The 19,489-nt window shown below is 71.7% G+C and carries 16 protein-coding genes; 11 read left to right on the top strand and 5 right to left on the bottom strand.

Translation table 11 applies throughout. The features are described 5' to 3' along the window. From KUF83_RS29805 to KUF83_RS29795, 3 genes are all read right to left on the bottom strand, one after another. A partial coding sequence (locus KUF83_RS29805) for an ATP-binding cassette domain-containing protein (RefSeq protein ID WP_217458085.1) occupies positions 1 to 827 on the bottom strand: 827 nt, incomplete at its 3' end. 4 nt (positions 828 to 831) lie between these two features. Next, positions 832 to 1,905: an ABC transporter permease gene (locus KUF83_RS29800; RefSeq protein ID WP_217458084.1), complete on the bottom strand. Its 1,074-nt coding sequence runs from the start codon at positions 1,903 to 1,905 to the stop codon at positions 832 to 834. Positions 1,906 to 1,910: 5 nt separating this feature from the next. Then, entirely contained in the window at positions 1,911 to 2,927 is a 1,017-nt protein-coding gene (locus KUF83_RS29795; protein WP_217458083.1) for a sugar ABC transporter substrate-binding protein, read from the bottom strand. A gap of 313 nt (positions 2,928 to 3,240) precedes the next feature. Here KUF83_RS29795 and iolC point away from each other — a divergent pair, with 313 nt between their 5' ends. The 9 genes from iolC (at position 3,241) to KUF83_RS29750 (ending at position 16,394) form a co-directional block, all read left to right on the top strand. Next, the gene (iolC, locus tag KUF83_RS29790; protein WP_217458082.1) at positions 3,241 to 4,191 is read left to right on the top strand and encodes a 5-dehydro-2-deoxygluconokinase; all 951 of its coding nucleotides are present in this window, start codon (positions 3,241 to 3,243) and stop codon (positions 4,189 to 4,191) included. 29 nt (positions 4,192 to 4,220) lie between these two features. Next, on the top strand, positions 4,221 to 5,099 hold the full coding sequence (locus tag KUF83_RS29785) for a deoxyribose-phosphate aldolase (protein WP_217458081.1): 879 nt from the start codon (positions 4,221 to 4,223) through the stop codon (positions 5,097 to 5,099). Positions 5,100 to 5,116: 17 nt separating this feature from the next. Beyond that, positions 5,117 to 6,010: a 5-deoxy-glucuronate isomerase gene (gene iolB / locus KUF83_RS29780; protein ID WP_217458080.1), complete on the top strand. Its 894-nt coding sequence runs from the start codon at positions 5,117 to 5,119 to the stop codon at positions 6,008 to 6,010. 7 nt (positions 6,011 to 6,017) lie between these two features. Beyond that, a complete protein-coding gene (gene iolD, locus KUF83_RS29775) occupies positions 6,018 to 7,892 on the top strand; it encodes a 3D-(3,5/4)-trihydroxycyclohexane-1,2-dione acylhydrolase (decyclizing) (protein WP_217458079.1) in 1,875 nt (624 codons plus the stop codon). Positions 7,893 to 7,923: 31 nt separating this feature from the next. Next, positions 7,924 to 9,420 carry a CoA-acylating methylmalonate-semialdehyde dehydrogenase gene (locus KUF83_RS29770; RefSeq protein WP_217458078.1) on the top strand — a complete coding sequence of 499 codons (1,497 nt, stop codon included), beginning with the start codon at positions 7,924 to 7,926 and terminating at the stop codon, positions 9,418 to 9,420. A 122-nt stretch (positions 9,421 to 9,542) separates the two neighbouring features. After that, the gene (locus tag KUF83_RS29765) at positions 9,543 to 10,325 is read left to right on the top strand and encodes a GntR family transcriptional regulator (protein WP_217458077.1); all 783 of its coding nucleotides are present in this window, start codon (positions 9,543 to 9,545) and stop codon (positions 10,323 to 10,325) included. A gap of 115 nt (positions 10,326 to 10,440) precedes the next feature. After that, positions 10,441 to 12,906: a SpoIIE family protein phosphatase gene (locus KUF83_RS29760; RefSeq protein WP_308403192.1), complete on the top strand. Its 2,466-nt coding sequence runs from the start codon at positions 10,441 to 10,443 to the stop codon at positions 12,904 to 12,906. A gap of 249 nt (positions 12,907 to 13,155) precedes the next feature. After that, complete coding sequence (locus tag KUF83_RS29755) at positions 13,156 to 15,615, top strand: beta-glucosidase (RefSeq protein ID WP_217458076.1); 2,460 nt, start codon at positions 13,156 to 13,158, stop codon at positions 15,613 to 15,615. Between the two features lie 116 nt (positions 15,616 to 15,731). After that, the gene (locus KUF83_RS29750) at positions 15,732 to 16,394 is read left to right on the top strand and encodes a DedA family protein (protein WP_217458075.1); all 663 of its coding nucleotides are present in this window, start codon (positions 15,732 to 15,734) and stop codon (positions 16,392 to 16,394) included. A gap of 96 nt (positions 16,395 to 16,490) precedes the next feature. Here KUF83_RS29750 and KUF83_RS29745 read toward each other — a convergent pair whose 3' ends face one another. Next, the gene (locus KUF83_RS29745) at positions 16,491 to 17,021 is read right to left on the bottom strand and encodes a gamma carbonic anhydrase family protein (RefSeq protein ID WP_217458074.1); all 531 of its coding nucleotides are present in this window, start codon (positions 17,019 to 17,021) and stop codon (positions 16,491 to 16,493) included. A 119-nt stretch (positions 17,022 to 17,140) separates the two neighbouring features. Between KUF83_RS29745 and KUF83_RS29740 the strand changes: the two genes are divergently transcribed. After that, entirely contained in the window at positions 17,141 to 17,926 is a 786-nt protein-coding gene (locus KUF83_RS29740) for an acyltransferase (protein WP_308403191.1), read from the top strand. Between the two features lie 16 nt (positions 17,927 to 17,942). On the opposite strand, the gene KUF83_RS29735 is transcribed toward KUF83_RS29740, so the two are convergent. Beyond that, positions 17,943 to 18,794 (bottom strand): DMT family transporter, encoded by an 852-nt coding sequence (locus tag KUF83_RS29735; protein WP_217458073.1) that lies wholly within the window; start codon positions 18,792 to 18,794, stop codon positions 17,943 to 17,945. A gap of 106 nt (positions 18,795 to 18,900) precedes the next feature. Between KUF83_RS29735 and KUF83_RS29730 the strand changes: the two genes are divergently transcribed. Next, positions 18,901 to 19,473 carry a helix-turn-helix domain-containing protein gene (locus KUF83_RS29730; protein ID WP_217458072.1) on the top strand — a complete coding sequence of 191 codons (573 nt, stop codon included), beginning with the start codon at positions 18,901 to 18,903 and terminating at the stop codon, positions 19,471 to 19,473. Positions 19,474 to 19,489 lie beyond the last annotated feature (16 nt).

The raw sequence follows: 19,489 nt of genomic DNA, 5'->3' as shown, positions 1-19,489 counted from the left end.
TGGGCGAGTTCGTGTTTGAGGGCGGCGAGTTCGGCGCCGCCGGCCATGTGGTTGGTGAGTTCTTCGAGGGTGACGTCGCTGCGGGCGGCGGAGAGTTCCATGGTGCCCAGGCGCAGGACGCTGAAGTGGTCGCCGACCATGTAGGCGTGGTGGGGGTTGTGGGTGATGAAGATGACGCCCAGGCCGCGGTCGCGGGCGGCGGCGATGTACTTGAGGACGACGCCGGACTGCTTGACGCCGAGGGCGGCGGTGGGCTCGTCGAGGATGAGGACGCGGGCGCCGAAGTAGACGGCGCGGGCGATGGCCACGGACTGGCGCTGGCCGCCGGAGAGGGTGCCGATGGGCTGGTCGAGGTCGTCCAGGACGATGCCCATGTTGCGCAGTTCCTGGTCGGCGGTCTCCTTCATCTTCGCGATGTCGAGGCGGCGGACGGGCCAGGGGCCCTTGGTCATCTCGGAGCCGAGGAAGAAGTTCCGCCAGACCGGCATGAGGGGGACGGTGGCGAGGTCCTGGTAGACGGTGGCGATGCCCTTGTCGAGGGCTTCGCGTGGGGTGCTGAGGTGGACGGCGTGGCCGTCGATGAGGAACTGGCCCTCGGTGTGCTGGTGCAGGCCGGAGATGATCTTGATCAGGGTGGACTTGCCGGCGCCGTTGTCGCCGAGGACGCAGGTGACCTGGCTGGGATACACGGCCAGGTCCACGCCGTGCAGGGCGCGGACGTTGCCGTAGGCCTTGCCCGCGCCCTTCAGCTGGACGACCGGCTCGGCGTCCCCGGGCCTGTCCTGGACGGCGGTGGCCCCGTTGGGGGAGGTGTTGTCGGTGGTCATGGCGTTACCTCCGGGTGGCCTGGCTGCGGACCCACAGATTGACGAGGGCGGCGAGCAGGAGCATGACGCCGAGGAAGGCCTTGAACCAGTCGGGGTTCCAGTTGGCGTAGACGATGCCCTGGGAGACCATGCCGAAGATGAAGGCGCCGATGACGGGGCCGATCGCGGAGCCGTATCCGCCGGTGAGGAGACAGCCGCCGATGACCGCGGCGATGATGTAGAGGAACTCGTTGCCCACGCCCTCGCCCGACTGGACGGTGTTGAACGAGAACAGGATGTGCATGCCGACGAACCAGGCGCCGGCGCCGACGCCCATGAACAGGGCGATCTTGGTGAAGGTGACGGGGACGCCGACCGCGCGGGCGCTGTCCTTGTTGCCGCCGGTGGCGAAGATCCAGTTGCCGAACTTGGTGCGCAGCAGCAGCCAGGTCGCGGCGGCGGCGAAGACCAGCCAGTAGAAGACGGTGATTTTGACGTCGACGCCGCCGATGCCGATCTCGGAGGCGAAGACCTTCTTGGCCTGGTCGAAGCCGTCCATGTCGCTGATCGAGTCGGTGGCGACGTTCCCGGTGAAGATCTTGGTGATGGCGAGGTTGGCGCCCTGCAGGATCAGGAACGAGCCCAGGGTGATCAGGAACGACGGCAGACCGGTGCGTACCAGCAGGTAGCCGTTGAACGCGCCGATGGCCAGCGACACCACCAGGGCGACGATGACGCCGACCCAGATATTCATGGAGAGCTGGAAGCTCCACATGCTGGCCGTCAGAGCGGAGGTGGTCACGGCCACGCCGGCGGACAGGTCGAACTCGCCGCCGATCATCAACAGCGCCACCGGCAGGGCCATGATGCCCATCACCGACGACTCGTAGAGCACGTTGGCCAGGGAACTGGCCTCGCGGAACGGCGAGGCGACCGCGAAGAAGAAGACGTAGACGGCGATCGCCGCGATCAGCGCGCCGATCTCGGGACGGGCCGCCAGCCGGCGGGCCAGTGACCGCTGTGAGGTCCGGCCGTCCTTGGGGGCGGCCGGCGAACCCGGCGACGAGGAACTCGTCGCCGGTGCCGTTGCCTGGGTCATGGGTGTCACCGAGTGCCCTTCGCGGCGAACTTCGCGATGTCGGCCACGTTCTCCTTGTCGACGAACGCCGGACCGGTCAGCACCGGCTCCTGGCCACCACCGCTGAAGTTGCCGTTCGTCTTGTAGAGCCACAGGGCGTCGACCGAGAGGTAGCCCTGCAGGTACGGCTGCTGGTCGACGGCGAACTGGATGTCGCCGTCCTCGATGGCCTTGACCATCTCCTTGTTGAGGTCGAAGGTCGCGACCTTCGCCTTGCTGCCCGCGTCGTCCACGGACTGCACGGAGGTCAGCGCGAAGGGGGCGCCGAGTGTGACCACGTAGTCGATCGAGCTGTCCTGCTTGAGCTTGGCGGTGATCGTCGACTTCACGGACGGCATGTTCGTGCCGTTCACGTACAGGTTCGTGGTCTTGCCCTTGAACGTCTTCTTCACACCGGCGCAGCGCGCCTCCAGGGCGACGTGGCCCTGCTCCTGGATGACACAGATGTTGTTCTTGGCGCCGAGTTCGTTGAGCTTCTCGCCGAAGGCCTCACCGGCGACCGACTCGTCCTGGCCGAAGTACTCCAGCAGGCCCTGCTCCTTCCAGTCGTCGATGCCTCCGTTGAGACCGACGACCGGGATGCCCGCCTTCTCCGCCTTGGCGACCACGGACTTCATGGCGTCCGGCTTGGCGAGGGTGACCGCGATGCCGTCGACCTTCTGGTCGATGGCGTTCTGGACGAGGTTGGCCTGCTTCGCCGAGTCGGGGTTGCTGGAGTAGACCAGCTCGACGTTGTCCTTGGCGGCGGCGGCTTCCGCCCCCTTGCGGATGAGGTCCCAGAAGGTGTCGCCGGGAGCCGCGTGGGTGACCATCGCGACCTTCATGCGGGGAGTGTCGGCCTTGCCGGCGGACGCGTTGCCCGTGTCCTCCTCGGCCTTCTTGCCGCCGGAGTCGCTGGAACAACCGGTGACTATCAGGGCCGCCGCGGCGGCCGCGGCGACGAGGGCGATTCTGCGGGAACGGGGGCGAGACGTGCGGTCCATCTTTCCGGCACCTCACTGTGCGACAGGGGAAAGGGAGCAGGGGCAGTGGTCCGGGCGGGAGCCCGGGCCTTTGGCCCGTACGGAGGGAACCGCAGGGCCAGGTACGAACAAACTCGGCTGTGCTGTTGGGAGGGGATGTAAGTCCCTGACTGACCCCGCTGTCAATACTTTGTTAAGACATCATTTCACGATCACGTGAGAATGTAAGTACAAAGTCTTGACATGGCTCGGTCTCGGTCTTACACCTAGGACACACCGGTGCCCTGCATCCCGCACCCCCGGAAGTCCGCAGCCACCACGAGGAGCGACGCGTATGACCGAGTCCTTCGACCTGATCACCATGGGTCGCATCGGGGTCGATCTCTACCCTCTGCAGACCGGCGTGCCGCTCGCCCGCGTCGAAACCTTCGGCAAGTTCCTCGGCGGTTCGGCGGCCAACGTGGCGGTCGCCGCGGCACGCCTGGGGCGCACGACGGCGATCGTCAGCCGAACCGGCGATGATCCCTTCGGAGCCTATCTCCACCAGGCTCTCAAGGAATTCGGGGTCGACGACCGCTGGGTGACCCCCGTCGAGGAGTACCCCACACCGGTCACGTTCTGTGAGATCTTCCCGCCCGACGACTTCCCGCTGTACTTCTACCGGCAGCCCAAGGCGCCCGACCTGGTGATCCGCACGGACGAGCTGGACTTCTTCGCCGTCCGGGCGGCGAAGATCTTCTGGATCACCGGTACCGGACTGAGCGAGGAGCCCAGCCGCTCGGCCACACTCGCCGCCCTCAAGGCACGCGACAAGGCCGGCACCACCGTCTTCGACCTCGACTGGCGCCCGATGTTCTGGAAGGACCCGGCCGAGGCCCGCCCGTACTACGCCGAAGCCCTGCGGCACGTGACGGTCGCCGTCGGCAACCTCGACGAGTGCGAGGTCGCCACCGGCGTCCGGGAACCGCGCGCGTGCGCCGAGGCCCTCCTGGAGGCCGGCGTGGAACTGGCCGTCGTCAAGCAGGGCCCGAAGGGCGTCCTCGCCGTCCACCGCGACGGCACGACCGCCGAGGTACCGCCCGTGCCCGTGGAGGTGGTCAACGGCCTCGGCGCGGGGGACGCGTTCGGCGGCTCGCTCTGCCACGGGCTGCTGGCCGGCTGGGAGCTGGAGAAGACGATGCGGTACGCCAACGCGGCCGGCGCCCTCGTCGCCTCCCGCCTCGCCTGCTCCTCCGCGATGCCGACCCCCGCCGAGGTCGAGGAACTCATCGCCTCCCGCGGCTGACGCCGCCACCCCCTGAACGGAGCCAACTCTTGAGCATCACCATCCCCGACCTCGTCAGGGTGCGCGCCCGGCACCCCGAGGCCGTGGCCGAAGCGGCCGCCCGCCGCGCCCGGCGCCCCCTCGTCGGCGACAGCGGCCGCCTCATGATCGTGGCCGCCGACCATCCGGCCCGCGGCGCTCTCGGGGTCGGCGACCGCAGACTGGCCATGGCCAACCGCGCCGACCTGCTGGAGCGGCTGTGCGTCGCGCTGTCCCGGCCGGGCGTGGACGGGGTGCTCGCCACCGCCGACATACTGGACGACCTGCTCCTGCTCGGCGCGCTGGAGAACAAGGTCGTCATGGGCTCCATGAACCGCGGCGGCCTGGCCGGCGCGTCCTTCGAGATGGACGACCGCTTCACCGGCCACCGGGCCGAGGACATCGCCCGGCTGAACTTCGACGCGGGCAAACTGCTGGTCCGCATCGACTACGACGACCCCGGCTCGCTGACCACGCTGGAGTCCACCGCCCGGGCGATCGACGACATGGCGGCGCACCGCCTGCCCGTGTTCGTCGAGCCGTTCATCTCCCGCCGCGTCGAGGGGACGGTCCGCAACGACCTCACCGCGGAGGCCGTCACCCGCTCCATCGCCATCGCCTCCGGCCTCGGCGGCACCTCCGCGTACACCTGGCTGAAACTGCCCGTCACCAGCGACCCGGACGACATGGCAGCCGCGCTGGAGACCTCGACCCTGCCGGCCGTCCTGCTCGGCGGCGAGGTCGGCAGGGACCAGGAGGGCGCGTACGAGAAGTGGCGCAAGGCGCTGCGGCTGCCCACCGTCCAGGGCCTCGTCGTCGGCCGGTCCCTGCTCTATCCCGCCGAGGGCAGCGTGGAGACCGCGGTGGACACCGCGGTCGGCCTCCTCTGACCGGAAGGACCCCCTTCATGACCAGCGCACATCACCTGCCCGCGGGCAAGGCGGCGAGCGGCCCGTACGCCGTGGACGTCAGCCCGGAGAGCGCCGGCTGGGACCACTCCAGCCTCCGTGTCCTCGAACTGCCGCCCGGCGGCACGCACGAGTTCACCGCCGGCGACAGCGAGTGGATCGTCACCTCGCTCGGCGGCGGCTGCTCCGTCGCCGTCACCGACGACTTCGGCCGCGACACGTTCGCGCTGCACGGCCGCACGAGCGTCTTCGACGGCGTCAGCGACTTCGTCTACGTGCCGCGCGACGCGAGCGCGACCCTCACCTCGGAGCGCGGTGGGCGCTTCGCGCTCACCGGGGCCCGCTGCTCGAGGCGCCTGCCGGCCCGCCACGGGCCCGCCGAGGACGTGCCCGTCGAGCTGCGCGGCAGCGGCACCTGCTCCCGCCGGGTCCACAACTTCGGCGCGGCCGGGGTCTTCGAGTGCGACAAGCTCATCGCCGTCGAGGTGATCACCCCCGGCGGCAACTGGTCCTCGTACCCGCCGCACAAGCACGACGAGAACCGGCCGGGCGAGGAGTCCGAGCTGGAGGAGATCTACTACTTCGAGATCGCCGACCACGAGGGCACGCCCGGCCTCGGCTACCAGCGTGTCTCGCCGTCCGGCCACGGCAGCGGCACCGACGTGCTGGCCGAGGTGCGCGGCGGAGACGTCGTCCTGATCCCGGACGGCTGGCACGGCCCCTCGATCGCCGCGCCCGGCCACGACATGTACTACCTCAACGTCATGGCGGGTCCCGGTGCCGACCGCGCCTGGCTGATCTGCGACCACCCCGACCACGCCTGGATCCGCGACACCTGGCCGAGCCAGCCCGTCGACCCCCGGCTGACCCGATCCACGTCCGCACCCCAGTGAGGAACCGATGAGCCGCTCCACCCTCCGACTGACCGTCGCCCAGGCGCTGGTGCGTTTCCTGGCCGCGCAGTACACCGAACGCGACGGCGTACGGCACCGGCTGATCGCCGGAACCTGGGGAATCTTCGGCCATGGCAACGTTGCCGGGATCGGCCAGGCACTCCTGGAGGCCGGCGAGGAGACCATGCCCTTCCACCAGGGCCGCAACGAACAGGCCATGGTGCACGCAGCCGTGGGGTACGCCCGCCAGCTCGACCGGCTCTCCGCGCAGGCGGTCACCACCTCCATCGGCCCGGGCGCCACCAACCTCGTCACCGGCGCGGCCCTGGCCACGGTCAACCGCCTCCCGGTGCTGCTCCTGCCCGGTGACTACTTCGCGACCCGCGCCGCCGACCCGCTGCTCCAGCAGCTGGAGCACCCCGTGGAGGCGGACCTCTCGGTCAACGACACGCTGCGCCCGGTCTCCCGCTACTTCGACCGGATCACGCGCCCCGAGGCACTGATCCCGTCCGCGCTGAACGCGATGCGCGTGCTCGCCGACCCCGTGGAGACCGGCGCCGTCACCCTCGCCCTGCCGCAGGACGTCCAGGCCGAGGCGTACGACTGGCCCGAGGAGTTCTTCGCCGACCGCGTCTGGCACGTGCGCCGCCCGGCGCCCGACCCGGCCGAGCTCGCCGCCGCCGTGGAGGCCGTACGCGGCTCCCGGCGCCCCCTGATCGTCGCGGGCGGCGGAATCCACCACAGTGAGGCAGAGGCGGCGCTCAAGGCGTTCGTGGAGGCCACCGGCATCCCGGTCGCGTCCACCCAGGCCGGCAAGGGCTCGCTGCGCCACGACCACCCGGCCGACGTCGGCGGCGTCGGCCACACCGGGACCGCCGTCGCCGACGACCTGGCCCGCACCGCCGACCTGGTCATCGGCGTCGGCACCCGCTACACGGACTTCACCACCGCCTCCGCCACGCTCTTCCAGGAGCCGGGCGTCCGCTTCGTCAACCTGAACGTGGCCGCCTTCGACGCGCACAAGCTGAGCGCGCGCACCCTGGTCGCCGACGCCCGCGCCGGTCTCGAAGCCCTCACACAGGCGCTCGCCGGCCACCGCGTGGACCCGGCGTACGAGGCCGAGTACCGCGCGGGCAAGGAGCGCTGGGAGCAGGTCGTGGACGCGGCCTACCGGGCGGACGACGAACACGCCGTACCCACCCAGACCCAGGTCCTCGGCGCCCTGGACGCCGTGGTGGGCGACGACGACGTGGTCATCAACGCGGCCGGCTCGCTCCCCGGCGACCTGCACAAGCTCTGGCGTGCGCGAAGCCCGCGCCAGTACCACCTGGAGTACGGCTACTCCTGCATGGGCTACGAGATCCCGGCGGGCATCGGCGTCCAGCAGGCCGCCCCCGGCACCTCCGTCTGGTCGCTGGTCGGCGACGGCACGTACCTCATGATGCCCACCGAGATCGTCACGGCCGTCCAGGAAGGGCTGCCCGTCAACCTGGTGCTGATCCAGAACCACGGGTACGCGTCCATCGGCGGACTCTCCGAGACGGTCGGCGGCGAGCGCTTCGGCACCGCCTACCGCTACCGCGCTCCCGACGGCACCTTCACCGGCGACCCCCTGCCGGTCGACCTGGCCGCCAACGCCGCCAGCCTCGGCATGGACGTCCTGCGCGCCAAGACCGTCCGCGAACTGCGGGACGCCCTGGCCACCGCCCGCGCCTCCGACCGGCCGACGTGCGTGTACGTCGAGACCGATCCGACGCCCGGCGCCCCCGGTGCCGAGGCCTGGTGGGACGTACCGGTCGCCGAGGTCGCCTCCCGCGAGGCCGCGACCCGCGCCCGCGAGACGTACGACCAGAACGTCGTCGACCGCCGCCGCCACCTCTGAACTCCCCGCTCACGAAAAGGACCCGCACCTCATGAAGAACATCGACCACTGGATCGGGGGGAAGCCCGTCGAGGGCACCTCCAGCCGCTTCGGGCCCGTCTACAACCCCGCCACGGGCGCCCAGGAGAAGCAGGTGCCCTTCGCCTCCGTGGACGAGGTGGACGCCGCCGTCGCCTCTGCGAAGTCCGCCTTCGAGACCTGGGGCACCGCCTCGCTGGCCAAGCGCACCTCGGTCCTCTTCAAGTACCGCGAGCTGCTCGACGCGCACCGCGACGAGATCGCCGAGCTGATCACCGCCGAGCACGGCAAGGTGCACTCCGACGCGCTCGGCGAGGTCGCCCGGGGCATGGAGATCGTCGAACTCGCCTGTTCGGTACCGCAGTTGGTCAAGGGTGAGCTGTCCACGCAGGTCTCCACCCGGGTCGACGTGGCCGCGATCCGCCAGCCCCTCGGCGTCGTCGCCGGCATCACGCCGTTCAACTTCCCGGCCATGGTGCCCATGTGGATGTTCCCGCTGGCCATCGCATGCGGCAACACCTTCGTGCTCAAGCCGAGCGAGAAGGACCCCTCCGCCTCCTACCGGCTGGCCGAACTCGCCTCCGAGGCGGGCCTCCCGGACGGTGTGCTCAACGTCGTGCAGGGCGACAAGGTCGCCGTCGACCGTCTCCTGGAACACCCGGACATCACCGCGGTCTCCTTCGTCGGTTCCACGCCCATCGCCAAGTACATCCAGCTCAAGGGCATCGAGCACGGCAAGCGCGTACAGGCCCTCGGCGGCGCCAAGAACCACATGCTGGTGCTGCCCGACGCCGACCTGGACTTCGCCGCCGACCAGGCCATCAACGCCGCCTACGGCTCGGCGGGCGAGCGCTGCATGGCCGTGTCCGTCGTCGTCGCGGTCGGCGACACCGGCGACGAGCTGGTCGACAAGATCGCCGAGCGGGCCAAGGGCCTGAAGATCGGCCCCGGCAGCGACGCGGCCAGCGAGATGGGCCCGCTCATCACCCGCGAGCACCGCGACAAGGTCGCCTCGTACGTCGAGAGCGCCCGCGCCCAGGGTGCCGAGGTCGTCGTGGACGGCACCGGATTCACCGTCCCGGGCCACGAGGACGGCTTCTTCATCGGCGTCTCGCTCCTCGACAAGGTGCCGGTCACCGCCGACGCGTACAAGGACGAGATCTTCGGCCCGGTGCTCTGCGTGGTCCGCGCCGACACGTACGACGAGGCCATCGCGCTGATCAACAGCTCCCGCTGGGGCAACGGCACCGCGATCTTCACCCGGGACGGCGGCGCCGCCCGCCGCTTCCAGCTGGAGGTCCAGGCCGGCATGGTCGGCATCAACGTCCCGATCCCCGTCCCCGTCGGCTACCACTCCTTCGGCGGCTGGAAGGACTCCCTCTTCGGCGACCACCACATCTACGGCAACGACGGCATCGCCTTCTACACCCAGGGCAAGGTCATCACCACCCGCTGGCCCGACCCGGCCGACGGCGGCGGCATCAACCTCGGCTTCCCCAGCAACACCTGACACAAGCCGCACCGAAGGAGGCCGTGCCCGACACCGGCACGGCCTCACCGAAGCCGTACGGGGTACCGGCACGACCTGACCGGGAACCACGTACCCACGGACACGCGAAGGGAGGGGCACCCGTGGCATCCACCGAAACCGCACGTCCGGCTACCGTCGCGGCCTTCGACAGCCTGGAGGTCGCCCTGGACCGGGGCAGCCCGATCCCGCTCTACTACCAGCTCGCCCAGCAGCTGGAGTCCGCGATCGAACACGGGGCGCTCGCCCCGGGCAACCTGCTGGGCAACGAGGTGGACATAGCCGCCCGGCTCGGCCTGTCCCGGCCGACCGTCCGCCAGGCCATCCAGTCGCTGGTGGACAAGGGCCTGCTGGTGCGCCGCCGCGGCATCGGCACCCAGGTGGTGCACAGCCAGGTCCGGCGTTCGCTCGAACTGAGCAGCCTGTACGACGACCTCGCGGCCGCCGGCCAGAGCCCCGCCACCCGGGTACTGCGCAACGACGTCGAGTCCGCCTCGGCGGACGTCGCCGCGGCCCTCGGCATCCCCGAGGGCCGGGACGTCGTCGTGCTCGAACGCCTGCGCTCCACCCACGGCGAACCCGTGGCCCACCTGTGCAACTACCTGCCCGCCACGCTCCTCGACCTGGACACCGAAAAGCTGGAGGCGACCGGCCTCTACCGGATGATGCGGGCCGCCGGGATCACGCTGCACAGCGCCCACCAGACCGTCGGCGCCCGCAGCGCCACCGCGGAGGAGGGCGGCCTGCTCGACGAACGCGCGGGAGCCGCACTGCTCACCATGCGCCGCACGGCCTACGACGACACCGGGCGGGCCGTCGAGTACGGCACCCACGTCTACCGCGCGTCCCGCTACACCTTCGACTTCCAGCTGCTCGTCCGCCCCTGACGGCTGCGGCTGCCGGGGTCGTCGGGCTCCCGCGGCGGTACGTTGGGCCCGTGCAGCTCGGTGCACCGAGTGTGGCGAACGGGAAGACCACTCCCAAAGACGGAGAGGGGTCAGGGTGGCGACGAGCGAGGAGAGCGGCGTGGCGCGGCGCTTCGACATGGCGGACGCCGCCGTCGTGCTGCTGGACGCGCGGACGGCGGTGGCCGGCTGGACGGACGACGCCGAGCAGCTGTTCGGCTACCGCCCGGCCGAGGTCGTGGGCCGGGCCGTGGCCGACCTGCTCATGCCCGAGGACGCCGCGCGGCTGCCCGGCCTGACCCGCCGGTGCGGCCCGAGCGGCACCTGGACCGGGCTCCTGGCCGTACGCCACCGCGACGGACACCCGGTCGTCACCACCGTCCGGGTCGTCTCGGCCGTGGAGAGCGCGGACGGCCCGCCGCGCCGGGTGGCCCTGGTCGCCGACATGACCGGCGCCGCGGGCTGGCACATGAGCCGTACCGTGCTGGAGCGGATGGCCGCGCACTCGCCGATCGGCATCGCCATCGTGGACGCGGACCTGCGGTTCGTGTGGTCGAACGCGGCCCTGGAGCAGTTCGGCGGCGGCCCCGCCCACCAGCGGATCGGCAAACGGCTCGCGGACATCCAGCCGGGCCTGGACGCCGAGGCGCTCGAAGCGGTCATGCGCCGGGTGCTGGAGACCGGTGAGGCCGTCATCGGATACGAGCACATCGGCTCGGTGGCCTCGGCGCCGCACCGGGAGACGGCCCACGCGATGTCGTTCACCCGGCTCGACGACGACCAGGGCAACCCGATCGGCGCGTACTACACGGTGGTCGACGTCAGCGAACGCTTCCGGGCCAGGGAGCGGCTCACCCTTCTGGACCAGGCGGGCAAGCGCATCGGTCGCACCCTGGACGTCATGCGAACGGCCCAGGAGCTGGCCGACGTGGCCGTGCCGGGGCTCGCGGACTTCGTCGTCGTCGACCTGCTCGAGTCCGTCCTCGAAGGGGGTGAGCCGGCCCCCGGCCCGCTGAGCGTCACGGACGCGGTACCGCTGCGGCGGGCCGGCCAGCAGTCCGTGAACGAGGGCGTCCCGGAAGCCGTCGTCGACGTCGGACAGGTGGCGCGCTACCTGGTCGGAGCGCCCCCGATCAGCTGTCTGACCAGCGGCGACTCCTGGATCGAAGAGCGACTCGACCCGGCGGCCAAGGAGTGGTCCAACAGCGGACCCGGCGGCCGGGCGGCGACCTTCCGCGACCTCGGGCTGCACACGGTGATGATCGTCCCGATCCGGGCCCGGGGCACCACGCTCGGGATCACCACGTTCTTCCGCAAGCGGCGCAAGGACCCCTTCGACCAGGACGACCTGGCACTGGCCGAGGAGTTCGTGGCCCGCGCCGCCCTCTGCCTGGACAACGCCCGCCGCTACACCCGGGAACGCGACGCGGCGCTCGTCCTGCAGCGCCATCTGCTGCCGCACCGGCTCCCCGAACAGGACGCGATGGAGGTCGCCGCCTGCTACCGGCCGGCCGACGAACTGACGGGGCTCGGCGGGGACTGGTTCGACGTGATCCCGCTGTCGGGCGCACGGGTCGCCCTCGTGGTGGGCGATGTGGTCGGGCACGGCATCGAGGCCGCCGCCGCCATGGGCCGGCTGCGGGCCGCCGTGCAGACCCTCGCCGATCTGGACCTGCCGCCCCAGGAGGTGCTGGCGCACCTCGACGACCTGGTCGACCGGGCCGGGCACGAGGACGACCCTGACACGGCGCCCCGCGCCGACGGCGTACCGACGAAGGGCGCCAGCTGCCTCTACGCGGTGTACGACCCGGTCGGCGGCCGGTGCTCCATGGCCGCCGCCGGCCACGGACTGCCCGCCGTCGTGGGGCCGGACGGCACGGTGGACTTCCCCGAACTGCCGCAGGGCCCCGAGCTCGGCGTGGGCGGCCCGCCCTTCGAGTCGGTCGAACTGGAACTCGCGGAGGGCAGCGTGCTGGCACTGTGCACCGACGGGCTGCTCGCCGCCGAAGGGCCCGCGCGCGTGCGGGACGCGGCCGCCGACCGGGAGCGGCTGCGGCGCGTGCTCGAACGGCGGGCGCCCGGCCTCGACGACCGCTGCCAGGCCGTGGTCGAGGCGCTCGTCCCGGCGCGCCCGCCGGACGACGTCGTGCTGCTGATGGCCCGGGCCCGCCGTCTGCCGGCGGACCGGATGGTGTCCTGGGAGCTGCCCGGTGATCCGGCCGCGGTCGCCGAGGTCCGCAAACGCACCTCGCGGCAGCTGTGCGAGTGGGGACTGGACGAGCTGACCTTCACGACCGAGCTCGTCGTCAGCGAGCTCGTCACCAACGCGATCCGGCACGCGGCCGGACCGATCAGGCTGCGGCTGATCATGTCGAGAACCCTGGTCTGCGAGGTGTGGGACGCCAGTCCCACGGCCCCGCACCTGCGCCACCCGAAGACGACGGACGAGGGCGGCCGCGGTCTCTTCCTGATCTCCCAGTTCACCCAGCGCTGGGGCACGCGCTACACCCAGGACGGCAAGATCATCTGGACGGAGCAGTCCCTGGCGGGACCGGCCGTCTGAGCCCCGGCGGGAGCGGCGGTCCGGGCCCCGGCGGGAGCGGTCCGGCGCCGCGCCCGTCGGTTCGGCCCGGCGTCCCGACAGGCTCTCCGCCGTGCCGGTGACGTCCGATTTTCTGCCGCACACGCGGTGTCTAACTTCGTATTAAGTCACTTTTGTCGCATAGTGCGTCCGGAGGGCGAACCAGGACGGTCGCCCGCGCGCCCCGCGGTTCACCTCCTCGTGCCCGCACCCAACGAGGAGTGACGCCTCATGTCCGACACCGTGTCCCGGCGGTCCGTCCTGCGCCTGCTGGGCGGCGCGACCGCCGTAGCCCTCGCCGCGACCACCGGCCTCCCCACCCCGGCCCGGGCGGCCGCTCGGGAAGCCGCGGGCCCCCGCGTCGAGAGCCTGCTCACCCGGCTCACCCTGGACGAGAAGATCACCCTGCTGCACGGCGCCCCCGACCCGAAGTCCCTCGGCCAGGCCGGCCACGTGCCCGGCGTGGAACGGCTCGGAATCCCCCCGCTGCGCCTCGCCGACGGCCCCGCCGGAGTCCGCGTCAAGCAGCACGCCACCGCCCTGCCCGCCCCCGTCCTGCTCGCCGCCGCGTTCGACCCCGGCCTCGCCCGCCGCTACGGCCGCGTCATCGGGCACGAGGGCCGCGCCCTCGGCCAGGACGTACTGCTCTCGCCGATGGTCAACCTCGTCCGCACCCCCTATGCGGGCCGCAACTTCGAGACCTTCAGCGAGGATCCGCTGCTCTCCGCCGACCTCGTGGCCGAGGAGATCCGCGGCATCCAGGGCGAGGGCCTCATCGCGACCGTCAAGCACTACGCGATGAACAACCAGGAGCAGGACCGCGAGACCGTCGACGTACGGGTCGACGAGCAGACCCTCAACGAGGTCGAGCTCCGCGCCTTCGAGGCCGCCGTCGGCGCGGGCTCCCGCGCCGTCATGGGCGCCTACAACAAGGTCAACGGCACCTACGCCTGCGAGAACGAGGAACTCCTCACCGGCATCCTCCGTGACCGCTGGGGCTTCCAGGGCTGGGTGATGACCGACTGGCACGCGGCCCACAGCACGGTCGCCGCGCTCACCGCGGGCCTCGACATGGAGATGCCGAACGGCAAGTACTTCGGGGCCGCCCTGAAGGCGGCGGTCCGCAACGGGAGCGTCTCCGAGGAGTACGTCGACCGGGCCGTACGCCGGATCCTCACCGCGATGGACGACTTCGGGCTCCTCGACGGCAGCGCCCCGCCCCGCCCCGCCCGGGACGCGGCGGCCGGCGCGGCCGTGGCCCTGGAGGTCGCCAAGGCGGGCGCGACCCTCCTGCACAACGAGAACGGCACCCTGCCCCTGACCGGTGAGGCCGCCCGCAGCATCGCCGTCGTCGGCCCCACCGGCTCGCTCCCGTTCGTCAGCGGCGGCGGCAGCGCCCACGTCGTGCCCGACCACGCCGACAGCCCGCTCGACGCCATCAGGTCCCGCGCGGGAGACGGCTCCCGGGTGTCGTACGCACTCGGTGAGGACCTCTTCGGCAAGCCCCTGCCGAAGGAAGCCCTCTCGGCCGGGATCGCCCCGGAGGCCCAGCGGGTCGCCGCCGGGAAGACCTGGACGTACGACGGGACGCTCACCGTCGAGGACGACGACGAGTGGACCTTCGTCGTCCACTACTCCGGCGCCCGGCCCAAGGTGCTCCTCGACGGAGTCGACCTCTTCCCGGTCGCGACCGGCCTTGCCGAGTACTTCACCGGCGGACTGGTGTCCGCCGCGCCCGACGGCCTCGCGGTGCGCCGCAGGACGCTGGACCTCGCCGCGGGCGAGCACCGGATCGAGATCACCGCGAGGGGCGGCGCCCAGGGACAGACCTTCAGGCTGCGGCGCGTCACCGGCGCGACCCGCGCCCAGGACGTGGCCGAGGCCGTGCGGGCCGCGGGCGCCGCCCACAGCGTCGTCCTGTTCGCGTACGAGGACGCCACCGAGAACCAGGACCGCACGACCCTCGCACTCCCCGGCCACCAGGCACAGCTGATCGAGGCGGTGGCGGCGGCGAACCCCCGGACGACCGTCGTCCTCAACACCTCGTCGTCGACCTCGATGCCGTGGCTGGAGCGCACCGCCGCCGTGCTCCAGATGTACTACCCGGGCCAGGAGGGCGCGGCGGCCACCGCGGCCGTCCTGTTCGGCGACTGCGACCCGGGCGGACGGCTCACCCAGTCCTTCCCGGTCGACGACGACCACCACCCGGTCGCGGGAGAACCACGCCGCTACCCGGGCGTGAACGGCGTCGAGCACTACTCGGAGGGGATCCACGTCGGCTACCGCTGGTACGACGCCAAGGGCGTACGGCCGCTGTTCCCGTTCGGGTACGGGCTCTCGTACACGTCCTTCGCGTACGGGGACCTGCGGGTGGAGCGGACCGGGGACGGGCTGGAGGTGTCCTTCACCGTGCGGAACACGGGCCGGCGGGACGGTGTCGACGTCCCGCAGGTCTACGTGGGGCCCTCGCCGGACCTCCAGGCCGACCAGGCCGTGCGGGTGCTGGGCGGCTACCAGCGGCTCGCGCTGAAGGCGGGGAAGTCGCGCCGGGTCATCGTGCGCGTCGACGAGCGCACGCTCTCCTCGTGGGATCCGAAGCGGCACGGCTGGGTGCTCGGTACCGGGCGGCGGACCGTGTGGGTGGGGGCCTCGTCGGGCGAACTGCGCCTCAGTACGAGGGCCGGGGTGTGAGGGACCTGCGGGGCTCTGTGCCTGTGGAGTGAACGGGTAGGCTGCCCGGCGTGCGTTCGGGGCCGAGCGCACGCCGGGCCCGGGCCCGGTCCGCGGTGAATCGGGAGGAACCGGCGTTGCACGTCCAGGAGTGGCTAGAGACCGTGCCTGCGGTCAGCATCTACGCGCTGGTGGGCGTGGTCATCGGCCTGGAGAGCCTGGGCATTCCGCTGCCGGGCGAGATCATCCTCGTCTCCGCGGCCCTGCTCGCCTCCCAGCACGGCGACATCGACCCGGTCGTCCTCGGCGCCTGTGCCGTCGCCGGCGCGATCATCGGTGACTCCATCGGCTACGCGATCGGCCGCAAGGGCGGCCGGCCGCTGCTGGCCTGGCTGGGCGCGAAGTTCCCCAGGCACTTCAGCGAGGGCCATATCGCCACCGCCGAGAAGTCCTTCGAGAAGTGGGGCATGTGGGCCGTCTTCTTCGGCCGCTTCGTCGCCCTGCTGCGGATCTTCGCGGGCCCCCTCGCGGGCGTGCTGCGCATGCCCTACTGGAAGTTCCTGACGGCCAACGTCCTCGGCGGCATCCTCTGGGCCGGCGGCACGACCGCGGTCATCTACTACGTCGGCGTGGTCGCCGAGTCCTGGCTCAAGCGCTTCTCCTGGCTCGGCCTGGTGGTCGCCCTGCTCATCGGCCTCACCTCGATGCTGGTCCTCAAGCGCAAGGCGAAGAAGGTGACGGCGGAGCAGCGGACCGCCGGCCTGGCGCCCGAGCCGGAGCCCGTCCCGGCGGCCGACTAGACGACCGAGTGCCTGCGCCCCGACAGGGCGCAGGCCTTCAGGCGCGCGGAGAGCCGCGTCACCGGCCACGACGGACCCGCGCCCCGCGCACTCCCGTCACTCCTGGTGCGCTTCCCGGTGCGTCTTCGCGAGCTCCACGTACAGCACCCCGTTGAGCGAGATCCCCTCCCGCTCCTCGGTGGTCAGCTCCCGCCTGACCTTGGCGGGCACGCCGGCGACGAGCACTCCCGGAGGGACCTGCATCCCCTGCGGCACCAGGGCCTGGGCGGCGACCAGTGAACCCGCCCCGATCACGGCTCCGTTGAGGATGGTCGCGCCCATCCCGACCAGGCAGTCGTCCTCGACGGTCGCCCCGTGCACCACGGCGTTGTGGCCGATGGAGACCCGCTCCCCGACGGTGACGGGGAAGCCCGGGTCGACGTGGAGGGTGCAGTTGTCTTGGACGTTGCTGTCCGCGCCGATGACGATCGGACCGCATTCGGCCCGCAGCACCGCCCCGTACCAGACGCTCGCGCCGGGGTGCAGCGTCACCTCGCCGAGCACCACGGACATCGGGGCGACGAACGCCTCCTGATCCACCTTCGGATCCTTGCCGCCCACGCCCGCGATCAGCGCCCTGTGCGTCATCGCCGTCTCCTCGTCCTCGTCGGTACCGGCACCGTAAGCGATCCGGCCTCGTCGGGGTGGGGCGAAGATCACAGGTTCCCGGGCTCATCGGCGGACGTCGCGCTGAGTACGGTGAGCGGGTGCCCAAGAGCAAGAACACGTTCTCGTCCCGGCGGCGCCGGCTCGTCCAGCGCGCCGTCCACGCGGGCTGGGCCTGGGTGCAGCGCACGGGCGCGGTGACCGCCGAGCGGCCCGGGCGGCTGCGCTTCGGTGCGATGGGAACAGGTACCAGGCTGGCCTTCCCGCAGGGCACCGTCTTCGGCGAGCCGTGGATCCATCTCGGCGACCACTGCATCATCGCCGAACAGGTCACCCTGACCGCCGGGCTGATGCCCGACCTCGACCTCGGTGCCGAGCCCATCCTGCGCATCGGCAACGGCGTCGTCCTCGGCCGCGGCAGCCACGTCATCGCCGACACGACGGTCACGATCGGCAGCGACTGCTACTTCGGGCCCTATGTGTACGTGACGTCCACGAACCACTCCTACGACGATCCCCAGGAGCCCATCGGCAAGCAGTGGCCGCGGATGGAGCCGGTGGAGATCGGGCCGGGCTGCTGGATCGGCACGGGCGCGGTGATCCTGCCCGGCGCGCGGATCGGGCGGAACGTCGTGGTGGCGGCCGGTGCCGTGGTGCGCGGAGTGGTGCCCGACCACGCGGTGGTGGCCGGGGCGCCGGCGCGGGTCGTGCGGCGCTGGACCGCGGGCGACGGCTGGCAGCCGCCGCTGCGGACGCCGGCGCCGGTGCCGATCCCCGACGGCGTCACCCCCGAGCAGCTGCTCGCCCTGTCCGAGCTGGACGCGGAGGGCATCGCCGCCCTGCGGGCCGTCGAGGCCGCCCCCGAGGACGTACGCGCCGAGTCCTGAACCGCGGGGGCGGGCCTCAGCCCGTGGCGAGCAGGACCGTGCCGACGAGCGCGAGGCCGGCGCCCGCGGCCTGGATCCCGCGCAGCCGCTCGCTGAGGAAACCGCGCGCGGCCAGGGCCGTGACCACCGGATAGAGCGAGGCGAGGACGGCGGCCACGGTGACCGGACCGCGCTGGGCGGCGAGCGCGTACGTGCCGTTGGCGGCGACGTCGGCCAGGCCGACGAACGCGAAGGCCACGAGCGAGCGCGGGGCGACCTTCGGGGGAGGAGTGGTGCCGCGCCGGACGGAGACGCAGAGGGCCGTGCCGCCCGCGAGGACGTTCGTGACGCGCTGGACGAACAGGGCCAGGAAGAGGCCGGTGAGCGTGGTCGAGGCCTCGGCGATGAGGGCCATCACCGCGCCGAAACCGAACGCCGCGAGCAGGGTCAGCGCAACGGCCTGGCGCTGCACGGGCGCACCCCTGAACTGCGGGCCGCCCGCGAGCACGACTCCCGCCACGGCCACCGCGATGCCCGCGAACTGGATGAGCCCCGGACGTTCTCCGAGGACGAGTCCGACGCCGACGGGTACGGCCACGCCGAGGGAGCCGAGGGGGGAGACGACGCCCATCGGGCCGAGCGCGAGCGCCTTGTAGAAGGCGAGCATCGCGACGGGTCCGACCAGGCCGGCCGCCACCGCGAACCACAGCTGCGGGCCCGTCTCGCTCCAGGCGCCCGTCACGAGGACGATCACGCCGAGCACGACGGTGGCGATGGTCTGCGACACGACCACCACCGTCAGCGCGGGGGTACGCCGTGCCAGCACCCCGCCGCCGAAGTCGGCCAGCCCCCACAGGAGGCTGGTGGCCAGGGCGAACAGTGCTGTCATCACGTACCTCGCAGTACAGTTCGGTGAACGATCCGGTGCACCACACCGTAGTTCAGTTCATTGAACTCTGTCATCCAGAATATTGAACGAAGACATTGGACGGAATGTGTCGGACCTCGACCTGCTGACCCAGTCCCTGGCGCGCAACGTCAAGCGCTGGCGTACCGAGCGCGGCTTCACCCTGGACGCGCTCGCCGCCCGCGCCGGAGTCAGCCGCGGCATGCTCATCCAGATCGAGCAGGCCAGGACCAACCCCAGCCTCGGCACCGTCGTCAAGATCGGCGACGCGCTCGGCATCAGCATCACGACCCTGCTCGACTACGAGCAGGGCCCCACGGTCCGCATCGTCCCGGCCGAGCAGGCCGTACGCCTCTGGCACACCGACGCCGGCAGCTACAACAGGCTCCTCGCGGGCACCGAGGCGCCCGGTCCGCTGGAGATGTGGGACTGGCTGCTGATGCCGGGCGACGGCAGCCCCTCGGACCCGCACCCCGCGGGCACGGTCGAACTCCTCCACGTCATCCGGGGCGAGCTGACCCTCACGGTCGACGGCGAGGAGTACCGCGTCCCGGCCGGCGCGAGCGCCTCCTTCGAGGCCAACACGCCCCATACGTACGCCAACACGGGCGACGTACCCCTGGAGATGGTGATGGCCGTGTCGGTGCCGGGCGTGCACTGAGGCCCTCGCCGGGGCA

This window comes from Streptomyces sp. BV286 (assembly GCF_019090165.1).
Taxonomy (GTDB): domain Bacteria; phylum Actinomycetota; class Actinomycetes; order Streptomycetales; family Streptomycetaceae; genus Streptomyces.
The sequence above is the reverse complement of the archived record's forward strand: the minus strand, read 5'-3'. Positions and strand labels throughout refer to the sequence as shown.